Below are 14,975 nucleotides of genomic sequence, written 5' to 3' on the forward strand. Positions count from 1 at the left end.
AGCATATTGCTCACTGCGGGTACTTAACTATATTTGTTGTCAAACTAATTTTAATGAATCCAAAAATTCTTGAACAACTGACTCAAATGCGCATGCCATTTGGAAAATACAAAGGACGAATACTTTGCGATCTTCCTGAACCCTACTTGGTATGGTTCCATAACAAAGGCTTTCCCGAAAACCAATTGGGTATGCTACTTCACACTTTGTACGAAATAAAGCTTAATGGGCTGGAGTATTTATTGAAGCCTTTGCGGAGGTTATGATTGTTTTTAATAATGAGGATAACACGAAAATAGAACCCACTGAAAAATGAACGTAATAAACGTATACGTTTAGCCAAGCTATGAATAGCGCTTATAATCTACCTATTCCAAGATACTTTAGTTGATATGAACATATTAAACCGCTATGCGGAATATGATAATGCAAATAACCATTGTGGTGCTACAATCTTAAATCGCCTACGGCGAATTGATCCTTAATCGTTGCTTCTCAATTTGTCAACTGTGAAGGCCAACCTGCAATCTCTATAATACAATCTGCTATCCCGAAAGCTCATTTCGCTGAGGCTGCAGCTCAATCTGCAATCCAGACATTACAATTCTTTAACTCTGGTGCTCAATTCGTAATCTCCATATTACAATTCGCGAACTCTGGAGCTCCACCTGCGATGGCTTGTAGGTAAATCTTCAATTTTGAGCCCCACAATGCTAAAACTTATAAGGACTAGGCAATAAAAAAGAGATAACAGCCAATACGTATCAGCCATTATCTCTTTCCTTTCTATCTTATTTAATTACTAGTTTCCGAACTTATAACTTAGTCCAAAGCCAAATAATTGTTTAAACTGAACCTGTGGCCCTTTATCATTTCCATCCGGATCGATGTAAGAGATGTCGTCGTCGTAAATCATGTTGAATGAAGCAATAGCGCTTAACCACTCATTCACTTTCATATTAAAAACAAGCTCCCAGTCAACATCCACGTTCTGCGGCTTATCACCCAGATTAGAGAATAAATCTAAACGAGTGGCTAAATCAACATTCTTAACCAAATTGGCTTTTTTAGCCGTTACTTTAACTAAGGCACCATATTCTGCACGGTAATTCTTACCTGGGTCTACACCGAATGCTCCTGCGTCTGCCAGATTCTGATCTAATACAAAAGTGGTTTTGTTAGTTAATGGAGAAAGATACAAAGAGAAATTATCCGATGGTTTATAATCCATACCTAGGGATAAGTTCAAGTAGGCAGGCGACATAAATTCTGATATCTTATTAGTGTTTTCTGGTGGATCACTGTATCCGTAATCGAATTGGGTTTTAAAATCCAAAAGACCTGAATAGAACCAATGCTTACCTGCAGAATAACCGTATTTAGATACGATGTATATTTTATCTTCCGTCTTGAAAGGATTATCTGAACCTTGTTTGGTCATACCATAACCAAGGTCGATAATGTTATCCCAATTAACCTTTTCCTTTTTATAGTTAAAATAGCTATTAATCAAGAAGGTTCCTGCCATGGAATTTTTACCCCCAGCAGCCCAATTAGTTAAAGAAACCTGGTTAAAAGTTAGGGAAGTCGTTCCGCCCACTTTCCAGTTTTTAATCGTGTCTGTTTTGGCATCCTGTGCAAAAGCTGTGATCGCTGAAAAACACAGCAATGTCAATGCTAATTTCTTCATAAGATAGGTGTGTATAAATAAAACAATAGATCGATAGATTATAGACAATAGATATGAGATTTATTTACAAAACTCTAAAAAAATCAGAACAACAATCTCAACACCCCTTTTCCACAATACACCAACGAACTACTAAAAAAATAGTTTGCTCCGTTAAAAGCGGAGCAAACTTAGTAAATCATTCTTAATTTAAGCTCTTTTTAATCTTCTTTAATCAAGTGCACATCGCGCTGAGGGAAAGGAATCGAAATACCTTGCTTGTCAAATTCTTTCTTCACAAATTCCATCATAAAGAAATAAACATCCCAATAATCTTCGGCATTGGCCCATACACGAGTCACCAAATTTACAGAACTATCACCATGCTCTACTACACCAATAAAGGCTTCTGGATCCTTTAAAATTTTATCATGACGCGAAATAACTTCTTTTATTACATCTCGTGCTTTATCAATATCATCACCATAACCAATACCAAAAGTAAAATCAACACGACGGGTAGGTTGGGTTGAATAATTAGTCATTGCACCGGTTGACAAGCCGCCATTAGGAATGATAACGGTTTTGTTATCAACTGTAGTTAATATGGTATTGAAAATTTGAATCTCCTTTACAACGCCCATGTAACCTTGCGCTTCAACAAAATCGCCCACTTTAAACGGGCGCAGAATCAATAATATAACGCCTCCTGCAAAATTCTGAAGTGTACCAGATAAAGCCATACCAACAGCCAAACCTGCAGCACCCATAACTGCAATAAACGATGTCATATTAACACCCATATAGGTAATAACACTAATTACCAATAATACCTTTAATGTAACGCTAATAAGGCTTACTAAAAAAGGAATCAAGGTAATATCCACATTACGAGCCTGGAGTAACTTTTTGAAACCTTTCACCATGGCACTTATTACCCAAAGTCCAAGAACGAGAATTATTAAACCGATCAGGAACTTTGTTCCATAGGTTAATACTAAAGATTGGATGTTTTCCACATCAAATGTAAATCCAAAAATTTCCATATTTATAAGTTAAGTTTGAAATGAATTTCTATGTCATAAACCAATTTGAATTTGAATTGTTCATGCTTACAAGCTGCAAATTAAAACAAAAGAAATTCAATATCAATTCGAAATAATTACCTTCGCGGCTTTAAAGGCAAAAATATGATTCGAAACACATCTAGTTTACTCGAAATAATAGTTTCAACACCAAATATAAAAGCCATCATCTGCGATATGGATGGTACATTAGTTGACACGCTACCTGCTCATTACGAAGCCTGGCTAAAAGCATGTGCTCCTTATAATGTTAATTTTAGCATGGATTATTTTCAGAAATTAACAGGTCGTCCGGCAGTTGAATTAGCAAAGGATATTATAAGCAAATATAATCTTCCGATTGAGGCAGAGGAATTGGTTCGCATTAAAAATGCTTATGTCAGTGAAAAACTGGATAAAGTAGAAGTGATTCAATCAGTTTTTGAGGTGATTCAACATTTCCATGGCAAACTTCCAATGACAGTTGGAACAGGCGCTCGAGAAGATATGGCAACTGGCATATTAGAAGCTACTAAACTGCGTCAGTATTTTGATGCTGTTGTGACATCGGACAATGTTAGCAACTATAAACCTCATCCTGAAACTTTTCTGAAAGGTGCAGCACACGTAGGAGTAAAACCGGAAAACTGTTTAGTGCTTGAAGATGGAGATTTAGGTATTGATGCTGCCAAATCAGCGGGTATGATGGTGATTGACGTTAAACCTTTTTATTAAATCATTGTATAAGCCTACAGGTTTTTAATAGAATGTGTGATGGACTTAATGCTACTCTTTGATTATATTGGTACCATGGTGTTTGCCATTAGTGGAACGCTTACGGCTGCTCAGAAAAAGTTAGATATTTTTGGAGCCATATTCATTGGGTTTGTTACAGCCATTGGTGGTGGTACAGTTCGCGATATGATGCTAGGCAACACACCTGTATCATGGATTCAATCTACCGACTATTTCTTTGTTATTCTGTTTGGAATAATCATTACAGTGATTTTTAAGAAAGCCGTATTAAAATGGCGCAACACACTCTTTTTGTTTGATACCATCGGTATAGGTGTATTTACTGTTTTGGGTCTTGAAAAAGCATTATCCTTTGGAATTGATGCGCCCATAGCAGTAATTATGGGCCTTTCTTCAGCTGTAGTAGGTGGTATTATTCGTGACACCTTATGTAATGAAGTGCCACTTATTTTTCATCGTGAGATATATGCCACCGCCTGTATTGCAGGTGCCATCGTTTATTTAATATTAGCACATTTAGGTGTTGCGCCTGAAATATATAATTGGGTTACTGTAGCAACCATTATATGTATAAGAATAATAGTGGTGCGTTTTAAACTAACCATGCCCACCCTCAGCCTCACTGATAAAATCAATTAACCTTCTTCCTCGTAGCCCAGGTTGTCGGCAATATCTTTAAATTCCTGAGCCTTTTCATTGTCGCCTAATTTAAAGCAGGCTTCACTCAGGTAAAAATAAGCTTCGGCACTATTCCGACGAATATTACTGGCGGCTAACAAATCATTATAGGCACCTTCGTAGTTTTTAAGAAATAAACGGTTACAACCGCGGTTAAATAAAACAGGATATGAGCGTCGCTTTATTTTATGAGCCTTAGTATAATCACTTTCAGCAGATAAAAAATCACCAAGCTCGGTATGTAAACTAGCACGACGCAATAAAGCATCCATGAACTTAGGACTTAACTTTAATGCTTTGTCGAGGTTAGCCATTGCTGAACGTGTATCCTTATACTTCACAATACACTCATTGGCCATTAAAAAGTACTCACGCGCAAATTCCTCAACATTGTCCTGCTGTCGTTTCAACTCTTCATTAAGATCCGAAATCTTATTTTCAAGACGTGTTATTTTCGAAAGCTTTATACCAATCAAACGTTGAACCGACTCCACAGATAAGGACTCTTGCTTATCGTTAGCATCCACAAAATCAGAAACAGCCTCGGTAAACTTCCCTTTCTGAAACTTTTTCATGGCGGCTAAATACAAATCATGCGCTTCAGCCTTATTTAATTCCTTTTCAATAAGCACCTTGTTATTGGCAGTTTTCGAAAATTCAACAACTTCTTTTTTAACGATTACATCGCGCTCGCTAATTGGTGTTTTTAGCACGATACCATCTAAAGAGCGACAACGGCTCAGTGCCACGTACAATTGTCCACCAGCGAAAGCGCCTCCCGAAAAATCGAGCATCACCTTATCAAAAGTTAAACCTTGACTCTTATGAACCGTTATTGCCCAGGCCAATTTTAAAGGATATTGTGAGAATGAACCTAGCTCCTCTTCGATGATGCGATTGTTTTTCTCGTCGTACTTATAACGGATGTTTCGCCACACCTCCTTCTCAACAAAGAACATCTCATCATTCTCAAGGCGAACATGAATACCATCTTCATCCATTTCTTCAATTCGCCCCAGACTACCGTTGTACCAACGCTTTTCCATGTCGTTTTTCACAAACATTACCTGAGCGTTCTCCTTAAGCACAAGGCTCTTTAATGTTGGCAAGGCCGACTCGGGAAACTCACCTGAAATTTTTCCTTCAAACTCATATTCCTCTCCCTCCAACTCCTCTAACTTGGTATCGTTGATGTAATCAACCGTATCGCGACGAGTAGCAAGTGTAATAAAGAAATCGTCAACAGCACTTTGAAACTGAGGATTTAATCGCTCATTTATAGCCAGCATATCCTGACGACCAGCTTGTTTTAGTCGCACCCGATCCAAAAGATTAACAAAGGTAGAATCCTTTTGACGGTATACCTTTTTTAATTCAATCTGCACCATTGGTATTTTCTGAAATACCCGCGCCGAAAAGAAATAAGGTGTTTTGTAAAAGCGACGTAGTATCTGCCAATCATCTCGTTTCACCACCGGTTCGAGCTGAAAGGCATCACCAACCATGAGTAATTGCTTGCCTCCAAAAGGCAAATTCATATTTTTAGTATATACACGCAGCACCCTATCGATAAAATCAAGTATATCACCCCGAACCATCGATACCTCATCAATAATCAGAAGCTCCATTTCTTCAATCAATTGCTTATGTGCTTTGCGGTATTTTAAAAAATCAAAGATGCGCCCTTTTGTTGTTGATAAATCAGGATCATCGGGCAAAATAGGTCGGAAAGGCACCTTAAAAAAAGAGTGAATAGTAACCCCACCAGCATTGATGGCTGCTATACCGGTTGGCGCCACAACCACCAACTTTTTATGGGTATGTTGGCATATGTATCTTAAAAAAGTGGACTTACCTGTACCTGCTCGTCCCGTTAAAAAAACTGACGAATTGGTGTACTGAATTAGCTTTAAAGCATCCTGAAACTCATCATTATCCGTATCAATTACTTCAGGCTCTATATTCATACATTACTCCTTATCAACTGCTTCGTTTGATGCTGTTTTTTCAACACCGTACCTCTTTATTACATTGTAAGCTTTATACATACCTAACTCACCAGCCTTACTTAAATCAGATGTTCCTCTTGCTTCCTGATCGAGGTAAATCAAAGTTAATCCCCTATTGAAAAAGGCTTCCGAGAAATCAGGATTCAACTCAATAGCTTTACTAAAATCTTCAACCCCTTGTAAAAAGTTTTTCTTCAAACAATTTAGTATACCACGATTGTAGTAAGCAAATTCAAATTTAGGCGAAAGTTCGATAACGCGGTTTAGATCGTCTAATATCAAATCATAATCCACAATATACTCAACCTCTTTGTCAACAGGTGCCTTATTATTGGATGTCGTTTTAATCTTCAATGGTCCTTGAAGCGAGATATTATTATTTTGCGTTTTTTCTTCTTCCAACGATCGTATTACTTCCACCATCTGATAACGACAATAGGCGCGATTAAATAATGCAAGTACATTATCGGGTTGCTTCTTAATCATAGCATCAAAATCGGCCAATGCATTTGAATAGTTTACCACTACACCGTACAATACACCTCTTACCAAAAGTATTTCCTCATCTATATCTTCATCGTTCAGCTCTTCACTAATTCCGTTAATTGAGTTGAACAATTGTACAGCTGCTCTACCATCCGCCTCAATTTCACGATTGGTAATCTTAAGTTTACGTGTATATAAATTTTTATTATTGAATGCCTCTACCTCCGATTCATAATAACTTGGGCGACTTATTACCGTATCGGCCGAAAAGAAAGACAAACCAAAAACAGGTTCCAAATCAATGAATATATTTCGATTCTGAACTTTACCACGTATCGTCTTAAATTCATCTTCCGCTTCATCTTGTTCTTTAAAGTCATCAAGTACTGCTAACTTATTATAATTACGTATATCTTTATCAGTCTTTTTACGTGTAGCCTTCTTCCCTTTTTCCTTTTTATCCTTATCTTTTTCATCCGACTTTTGGGAATTATTACTCGCTAAATCATCATTCGCTCGTTTATCCTGATCCAACTTATAGGCTGTCTGATAATCAAGACGAGCACTATTTTCCTGACCTAACTTTTGTTTTGCTATGGCACGATTATAATAGGCTGGCCCAAACTTTGGATAATTATCTACTATGATGTTCAAATCAGCTAAAGCTTGACGATTCTGCCCCAATTGCAGCATTATTAAGGCGCGATTAAAGAGTGTCAATAAATCATCTGGATTCAGCGCCAAAACACGGGAAAAATCTTCGACAGCTCGATTTAAATCACCTACTTGCGCGCGCAATAAACCACGGTTATTATAGGCCATTGCATTTCGTGGCTCCATCTCAATTACTGTTTCAAAATCACTCATTGTACCCTTTAAGTCATCCAATTGATAACGAATACTACCACGAATCATATAATATTGAGCCACATCTGATTTGAGTTCAATAACCTTGTTATAATCCGCCAAAGCCTCCTCGTATTTACCCATATGATAATACAGAAAACCACGTGAAGCAAAACCCTCAGACATATATGGGTTTAATTTTACAACTGTCGAAAAATCAGCTAATGCACCAATTGTATCCTTGGCATTGACTTTAGTAGATCCACGACTCAAGTAGGCACTCAACATTTTAGGATCTTTCTCAAGGATGATATCATAATCATCAATGGCCGCCTCATAATCCTTCATCGCAGACTTACTTTGACCACGATTAATTAATAGATTAATGTTATCAGGATCAACTTTAAGCCCACTGGTATAATCTTTTATAGCAAGTTCATGCTCTTTTTTACGACTCAGAATTATACCACGCACATTATAAGCATCTACCAGAAATGGATTTTGACTTAAAGCTGTATTCAAATCTGATTCAGCTCCTACATAATCTTCGAGATAATACTTTGATAGTCCCCGGTAAAAATAGGGCGTTGAAAGGTAAGGCTTTACCCTTATCACCTTATTAAAATACTGAATAGCTAGTACATAATCTTCGAAATACAAAGCGTTTTTACCAATGGTAAGCATACGGTCTGTATTTATTTGGGCTTCCACTTTTGCCCCCGCTAAACTAACTAATAATAAAAGTGTTACTATATATTTTTGAATCATGAATAAACGCGTCTCTTTCTTAATCTATTTCAATATCGACAAATATAACTATTTATAAACAGGTGCTACTTCATTTAAGTTTAAACTTATTAAAGCCCAAACAGCATTACAAAAATCGTACCCTACCTTCGAAAATCTATTTCAAGTTCCGACACGTTGTTTTTGTTATCTCGTACATACACCAATAATGAATGCTCACCTTTAAGTATCTGTGGCATCTGTTTGAATTGCCCTATTAACCTACTTCTCTTAGCATCGTATTCAAACAAAACCCATTTCCCATCAATGAAACATTCGTATTTAGCAATGCCACTTAAGTTATCCGATATGGTCACTTCAATACTTTGACGTGAAGCGTAGTTGTAGGCAGCAGGTGGCTTTCGCATCTTTATTTTTGGAGCAATGGTATCAATACCTAGTGAGAGTCTACCAAAATTTCTTGTTGACATACGAACGTAACCGTTATCGAAACTACCACCACGTGAGTAAGTTTTACCGGAACCAGTATAACCCAATAATAATAACTTATCCTTTCTATCCAACAATGAGTCGGGAACTGCAATGCCAATTTTCATAAACTTATGCAAAGGTATGTGCTCATCACCAATTGTGTAAACTGGCGATAAAGTTTCCTTTATCGAATCATCCCGATGAACCAACAAATCAATATCTTCATAAAAAGTCTTAGCGGATATTTCAAGTTTCAAACCCAAAGTATCCATTGTATAGGATTTAGCATATTGCAAGCGTTTTACTTCAGCGGTATAATCCGATTTATAAGTTTTTGCGGCCTCTCCCTGAAGAGTAAAAGTCATGATAGATGTATTTCCCGAAAAATCTTTTATCACATACTTCATTAGCTTCTGTTCACCTTCATTCACCTTAACCGAATAGGTATTTTTCTTTTTATAAATACTCAAACGGTTATTTGGCAATACATAACTTCGCTGTATTACCTTCCCAGTTCTTCTTTTTTCATCATAATCGATGTGTGCATTTAAATACCGTGTTTCAGCAAAGCTAAAGGCATCGATATACGAATGATAAACCAAAGTATCATTGGCAAATAACTCAATGGATGTAACACCACATTTGCGCCAGCTATCCGATAAATAATCCAATACTTGAACACCAATCCCGATCTCTCCATTTGCTTTAAACACTTTCTGACCTTTAGGATGAAAGACGCCATCATAATGAACTACAGGAACATATTTTGACTTATTAGCACCCATTATGGATGCTCCCTCAGATATTGGATATAATTTTAAACCTTGGATTTGAGGCTTAACATCATCCTCAATATCATCCCGAAAGGCCATTGGTTCAAGTGGCTTCTGATTGGCTTTATTACGAATCTCGTAATGTAAATGTGGCCCACCTGAGCTACCTGAATTACCTGAATAGGCAACAACCTCACCTCGTTCTACTGGCAATTCATCTGCCTTGAAGAATAACTCAATTTCAAAGGATTTTTGCTTGTACTGTCTTGCTGTTACAATGGAATCGATCCTGTTAGAGTAACGCTCTAGATGTGCATAAACGGTTGTATGTCCACTCGGATGATCAATGTACAAAGCTTTACCATATCCACCAGCCGACACTTTAATACGTGATACACTGCCCTTATCAGATGCATATATTCGATAACCCGTTTTGCCATTCGTGGTTAAATCAATACCCGAATGAAAATGATTCGAACGCAACTCTCCAAAACTCCCACTTACAACGGGTTTAATTTTCATTGGCTTAACAAAATCAACACTAGAATGATTCTGTCCCAACACAAACATGAAATTCAAACCTATCATCAATACAAACAAAAGCGTATATCTCATAAAAATTTATTCTAAGTCAGGCAAAAATAACCGAAGCTAGCTACAAATACAACACAAAGTTTGAGCATATATTGTAAGCAAGCAACCTTTCTCTTAAAAGGTCATCATAAATGTTAAACAATACTAACAGATCAATAAGTGGCACGGTATTCTCTTCTGTTTCTACTTAATTGATTGTTTCATTAATATGTTATAGTATGAGAAAAATTGGATATGGATTATTAATTGCTTTTTTGGCAATGGGGACATTCAGTTGTAATGACGACTCTGATAACTATTCTTTAAGCGATATGTGGATCACAATTGGTAACATCGAAGATGATCCAGACAACAAGCTAATAACAACTGATGGAGGTACTAAACTCTTTGTTTCAGCACCAGCGGGATTAGATCATGGTTTTGAATTGGGGGACCGTCTATTTATCAACTTCACTATTCTTGCCGATGGTAAAGAAGGTGAAGACATTGACCATTACATTAAACTAAATGGATACAATGAAATTCTGACAAAAGAGATTGTTGAATTGAGCGATGATAATGCGGAAGAAATAGGGCACGATCCTATATGGTTCCGCAACCAAAGCGATGATGTGTATATCGCAAATCACTTTTTGAATGTGGATTTTATGTACGAAGGTGCGCCATGGATTACACATTTTATTAATCTGGTTAGCGATGTAGAAAACCCAACAAACGAAGATGGAATTCCTGTTCTTGAAATTAGACACAATGCCAATGATGATGAATACACCAATCCTCCATTGAGAGCATTTGTATCGTTTGACCTAAAGCAATTACAAGAGCCTGGGAAAACAGAAGTAAGCTTCATCGTAAAATCAAAGGGGCGTTCGGAAGCAGAAAACTTTGAGAAATCATTTACCTACAAATATGGAGAACCGGAAGTTTCACCCATGATTAGCATGCTGATAGAAGATATGAGCGATGGAATAGAATAGTTTATAGTACTCCCTAGGATATTTTTTTTAAAATGTGGGAGAGCAGTTTTTAATCAGTTTCAAACTACATATACAATCCTCAAAAGGTTATTCATAAAACATGGATAATCTTTTGTTTTTTATTACTAACACAAGCCATTCATAATCTTGACATTGCCTACCAACAGTGAATTTCACCTGTTTTTTATTGAAATAATACTTGTATTCAAAAAACCCTTTATCTATATTTGCACCGCATTTGAGAACAATGGTTCACAAATCAACCTAAAAGGTTCCGTAGCTTAATTGGATAGAGCACTGCGTTACGGCCGCAGAGGTTGCAGGTTCGAGTCCTGCCGGGATCACATTACAAGAATTCAAATTGTATCAAAAGCCTGTAAATCGCACGATTTACAGGCTTTTTTGTGTTTATACAAATCGTAATAAATCATTCTAAACGGTATAAATGCATATTTTTTGTGACCTATTCCGTGACCTCTTTTTCTATTTAACACATGAGGTCACAGATTTTTGTTATATTAGTGGTAGCAATAGCTTCAAAGGAAGTTAAAAATAATTATAGATGATTGATTTTGGTTCTGTTTGACTTATTCTGTGACCCCAAAGGAGGTAAGAACAGATACAAACACATGTATTATCAACCAAAATCAACGACATGAACAACACACCAACCTTCGGCGTACAATTTATTTGTCGCCTTAAAAGCAAAAAGACAGATATGGCAGGCATCTATCTGCGAATAACTGTTAATGGAAGAAAAACGGAATTATCCACAAAGCTTCAGTGTCCTTTTTCATTATGGGATAATAGCAAGGAACGGGTTAAGTCAGATTCTAAATTCAATTACCGAAACGTCAATCGACTAATTGATGACAATAGAGCAAAGATTCAAAACATTTATCAGAAGCTTCGCTACAGCAATGAACTGATTACCCCCATTATCATCAAGAATCATTTTATTGGCATCAAAGAGGAAGGTCATACGCTCCTTAAAATAATAGACTACCATTATAAAGCTCAGCAAGAAGCTTTGAATACACATACATTACGTCATTACAAAACATCATATGGATACTTGAAAGCTTTTCTAAAACATGTAAAAAAGACCAATGATATTTATCTCAGTCAGATTGACTATCAATTTATTTGCGATTACGAAGCTTTTCTTCGGACATACCAGCCAGATGAGGATAATCCGCGAACTCTAGCACAAAATACCTTGATGAAACAACTGTCACGCTTCAGAACAATACTCAACCTGGCTAATAAATTGGGGTGGATGGAGCATTATCCTTTTAAATCTTACAGGTTGAGCTTCAAAAAATCGTCTAGAAAATACCTGACACAAGCCGAATTAGACAATGTTGTAAATAAGGAATTTACCATCCAGCGCCTTAGCCAAACAAAAGATATGTTTGTCTTTTCGTGTTACACAGGCTTGGCCTATTCAGATGTTGCACGATTAACTAAAGACAGCATTGTTAAAGGTATTGATGGCAATGATTGGATACATACGTCTCGTAAAAAAACAGAGGCACCAGTACGCATCCCACTACTTTCTATTAGCAAGATGATCATCGAGAAATATAGCGATCATCCACATGCTAATAATAACAATCGACTCTTCCCCATTGCCTCGAACCAAAAATTAAACGGCTACTTAAAAGAAATTGCAGATATATGTGGGATTAATAAGAACCTTACCTTTCACATGGCCCGTCATACGTTTGCAACTACCGTCACACTTACCAATGGTGTTCCCATTGAAACAGTCAGTAAGATACTTGGCCATACTAAGATTGCTACCACTCAGATCTATGCCAAAGTGTTGGAAAACAAAGTTAGTGAGGATATGAATACATTGAAAAGCAAATTAGAATCAAATAACAACAATGGCAGTTTAGCTAAATTCAAACAAACTAATTAGATATTAATCAAAACATTACTACCACTCATCAAAGGGCGGTTTACATTCGTTTATGGTATTCATAATTTAGTAGAAGTAGTTCAGTATAATTCTGAGCTACTTTTTTTTTAGACCTTAATCTAACTTTATCGCCAATGACCTATTTTCTTCACCACATGGAAAAATTGGTTTCCAGCATCAGTAATGCAGAGAGCTGCCTATTAAAACAATGTAAAGAAACAGGCTTATCAATCTCAGACGAGATAGAGCATATTCCAGTATTCATAAAGGACAAGCTGCTCCATGAATCAGCAGAGGAGCGATCAAAAAAGAGACTATCAAGCCTCATCAGTTTTTATCAATCAAACCTTATTCGCTTAATCGATGAGCTATCGAAAAAGGAATGTTCTTGCTCTGACAAAACTACCTGCCATGAAACCAACCTGCAACCATTAATTCAGAAGCTGGCCAACACCCTTATCTTCATTAATAATCAATTCAAAGATTACATAAACCACAACGCAACACTACCTTTAATTTGTGAAACAAACCACCGCTCAATCATTAAAGAGCGCTATCACATTCTTCTAAAGAACCTCATTAGCCATAGTTTTTCTTCGGAGATGATTTTTATTATGGCTCATCCATTAAGCGATTTCATGAATCAAAACAAGAGCAGTTATACTTACCACGACAAATTCTTCTTATACGCCTGGCTTGAAAGGTTGGAATCAATACTTCTTCAAATAACCAACAACACTGAGCACAATGATTTGCTTTGTAAATTAATGATAGCCAACAATCTCAATTCCGATGAATGCATTGATTTCTTCATAAGTTTCATAACAGAAAAATACAAGATAGAAGCTACAAAAACAGATCAACTTCAAGTCTTAAGCTATTTCTTAAAATGCATTAAACAAACCGTTATTTTCAGGAAGTCTGGCTATATAACAGGTAAAACTTCGCTGCAAGAAACCTTGGTCAATTGGCTTACTCTTGAAATTGATTACATTAAAAATAGCTGTCATATTAATGAACGGAGAAATAAAGAGCATAAGTCCGAAATAAGCATTGAAAAAGTAAAAACCAACTTAACTGTTCCACAGCTAGCTGCCCTCCTTCGTATAAGTCTTGAAGTTGGTGTTTTTTCAAAAGAACAATCAAAAGAATTACTCAGACATTATTCAAAATATTTTTCAACAATTGGAACTATTAACATTTCATATGATAGCTTGTATAATAAGTTTCGCAAGCCGACAGAAGTATCATTGGAGACAGTTAAAGACATCATATTAAATCAACTAAAAATCATTCAGAAAAAAGAATTTTGAACTTTTTTCACATACTTAATTCACTCATTATCATAGGGGTTGTTTAGGGGTTGCTCAACCCCATCAACCCCTAAATGATTTTTATTTTACTTTCCTTTGTTCTCGTTCAAAATCAATCATCTATTATCAAGTCATTTATGAGTACAAACAACTACAATTATGAGAACAGAAAAAGGCAAAATGTATCTCGAGCAACTACTGACAACAGAGGATCTATCAGAATTCAAAAAAATCCTTCTCAAGGATATTGAGAAACTCATCAGAGAAACGGTTAAACCAACACCCAAAACATGGCTCAAGTCCAATGAAGTGAAAGAACTCCTGGAAGTCTCCAATGGTACCCTTCAAAACCTGCGTAATAATGGTGCATTACCATTTACTAAAATAGGTGGTGTCATCTACTACAACCGCGACGACATTCAAAAGATGCTCATCCAGCACAAACAATCCTACTAATTTCTATAAGGCGAAGCCGTTCTATAAGAAGCGAAGTAAAAAGTATCCAAGAAGTAAATCACTACGGACCGGACTATTTAATACGGACTTCGGACTACTAACTACGGTCTTCTGACTACTGACTAAAAAATGAACTACATCAAGCACCTAAACAACACTTTTGCCATGATGGACCAAGTGCAAACCTTCAAACCCTATCACATAAGTCT

At 36.5% G+C, this 14,975-nt stretch carries 12 protein-coding genes and 1 tRNA gene; 8 read left to right on the plus strand and 5 right to left on the minus strand.

The features are described from left to right. Positions 1–53: 53 nt before the first annotated feature. Complete coding sequence (locus ACRD7B_RS14025) at positions 54–266, plus strand: DUF3820 family protein (protein WP_430825202.1); 213 nt, start codon at positions 54–56, stop codon at positions 264–266. A gap of 536 nt (positions 267–802) precedes the next feature. Here ACRD7B_RS14025 and ACRD7B_RS14030 read toward each other — a convergent pair. Continuing rightward, positions 803–1,690 carry a DUF3078 domain-containing protein gene (locus ACRD7B_RS14030; protein ID WP_430825203.1) on the minus strand — a complete coding sequence of 296 codons (888 nt, stop codon included), beginning with the start codon at positions 1,688–1,690 and terminating at the stop codon, positions 803–805. Positions 1,691–1,890: 200 nt separating this feature from the next. Beyond that, positions 1,891–2,715, minus strand: a complete 825-nt coding sequence (locus tag ACRD7B_RS14035; protein WP_430825204.1) for a mechanosensitive ion channel family protein — start codon at positions 2,713–2,715, stop codon at positions 1,891–1,893. A gap of 144 nt (positions 2,716–2,859) precedes the next feature. Here ACRD7B_RS14035 and ACRD7B_RS14040 point away from each other — a divergent pair, with 144 nt between their 5' ends. Both ACRD7B_RS14040 and ACRD7B_RS14045 read left to right on the plus strand, forming a co-directional pair. Further along, positions 2,860–3,468, plus strand: a complete 609-nt coding sequence (locus tag ACRD7B_RS14040) for an HAD family hydrolase (protein ID WP_430825205.1) — start codon at positions 2,860–2,862, stop codon at positions 3,466–3,468. Positions 3,469–3,507: 39 nt separating this feature from the next. Continuing rightward, positions 3,508–4,128 carry a trimeric intracellular cation channel family protein gene (locus ACRD7B_RS14045; protein ID WP_430825206.1) on the plus strand — a complete coding sequence of 207 codons (621 nt, stop codon included), beginning with the start codon at positions 3,508–3,510 and terminating at the stop codon, positions 4,126–4,128. Here the strand turns inward: ACRD7B_RS14045 and ACRD7B_RS14050 are convergent. The 3 genes from ACRD7B_RS14050 to ACRD7B_RS14060 form a co-directional block, all read right to left on the minus strand. Beyond that, a complete protein-coding gene (locus ACRD7B_RS14050; protein ID WP_430825207.1) occupies positions 4,125–6,134 on the minus strand; it encodes an AAA family ATPase in 2,010 nt (669 codons plus the stop codon). The two genes, ACRD7B_RS14045 and ACRD7B_RS14050, sit on opposite strands and share 4 nt — an antisense overlap. A 3-nt stretch (positions 6,135–6,137) precedes the next feature. Continuing rightward, positions 6,138–8,276 (minus strand): tetratricopeptide repeat protein, encoded by a 2,139-nt coding sequence (locus ACRD7B_RS14055; RefSeq protein WP_430825208.1) that lies wholly within the window; start codon positions 8,274–8,276, stop codon positions 6,138–6,140. 122 nt (positions 8,277–8,398) lie between these two features. Continuing rightward, positions 8,399–10,114, minus strand: a complete 1,716-nt coding sequence (locus ACRD7B_RS14060; RefSeq protein WP_430825209.1) for a M23 family metallopeptidase — start codon at positions 10,112–10,114, stop codon at positions 8,399–8,401. Positions 10,115–10,311: 197 nt separating this feature from the next. Here ACRD7B_RS14060 and ACRD7B_RS14065 point away from each other — a divergent pair, with 197 nt between their 5' ends. From ACRD7B_RS14065 to ACRD7B_RS14085, 5 genes are all read left to right on the plus strand, one after another. After that, positions 10,312–11,070 carry a NigD1/NigD2 family lipoprotein gene (locus ACRD7B_RS14065; RefSeq protein WP_430825210.1) on the plus strand — a complete coding sequence of 253 codons (759 nt, stop codon included), beginning with the start codon at positions 10,312–10,314 and terminating at the stop codon, positions 11,068–11,070. A gap of 270 nt (positions 11,071–11,340) precedes the next feature. Next, positions 11,341–11,414 (plus strand) — tRNA-Arg (locus ACRD7B_RS14070). Positions 11,415–11,725: 311 nt separating this feature from the next. Beyond that, positions 11,726–12,997, plus strand: coding sequence for a site-specific integrase (locus tag ACRD7B_RS14075; RefSeq protein ID WP_430825211.1), 1,272 nt, complete (start codon positions 11,726–11,728; stop codon positions 12,995–12,997). A 134-nt stretch (positions 12,998–13,131) separates the two neighbouring features. Continuing rightward, on the plus strand, positions 13,132–14,310 hold the full coding sequence (locus tag ACRD7B_RS14080; protein ID WP_430825212.1) for a hypothetical protein: 1,179 nt from the start codon (positions 13,132–13,134) through the stop codon (positions 14,308–14,310). Between the two features lie 159 nt (positions 14,311–14,469). Further along, the gene (locus tag ACRD7B_RS14085; protein WP_430825213.1) at positions 14,470–14,766 is read left to right on the plus strand and encodes a helix-turn-helix domain-containing protein; all 297 of its coding nucleotides are present in this window, start codon (positions 14,470–14,472) and stop codon (positions 14,764–14,766) included. Positions 14,767–14,975: the final 209 nt, after the last annotated feature.

The sequence above is a fragment of the Carboxylicivirga fragile genome, assembly GCF_050589805.1.
Taxonomy (GTDB): Bacteria; Bacteroidota; Bacteroidia; order Bacteroidales; family Marinilabiliaceae; genus Carboxylicivirga; species Carboxylicivirga fragile.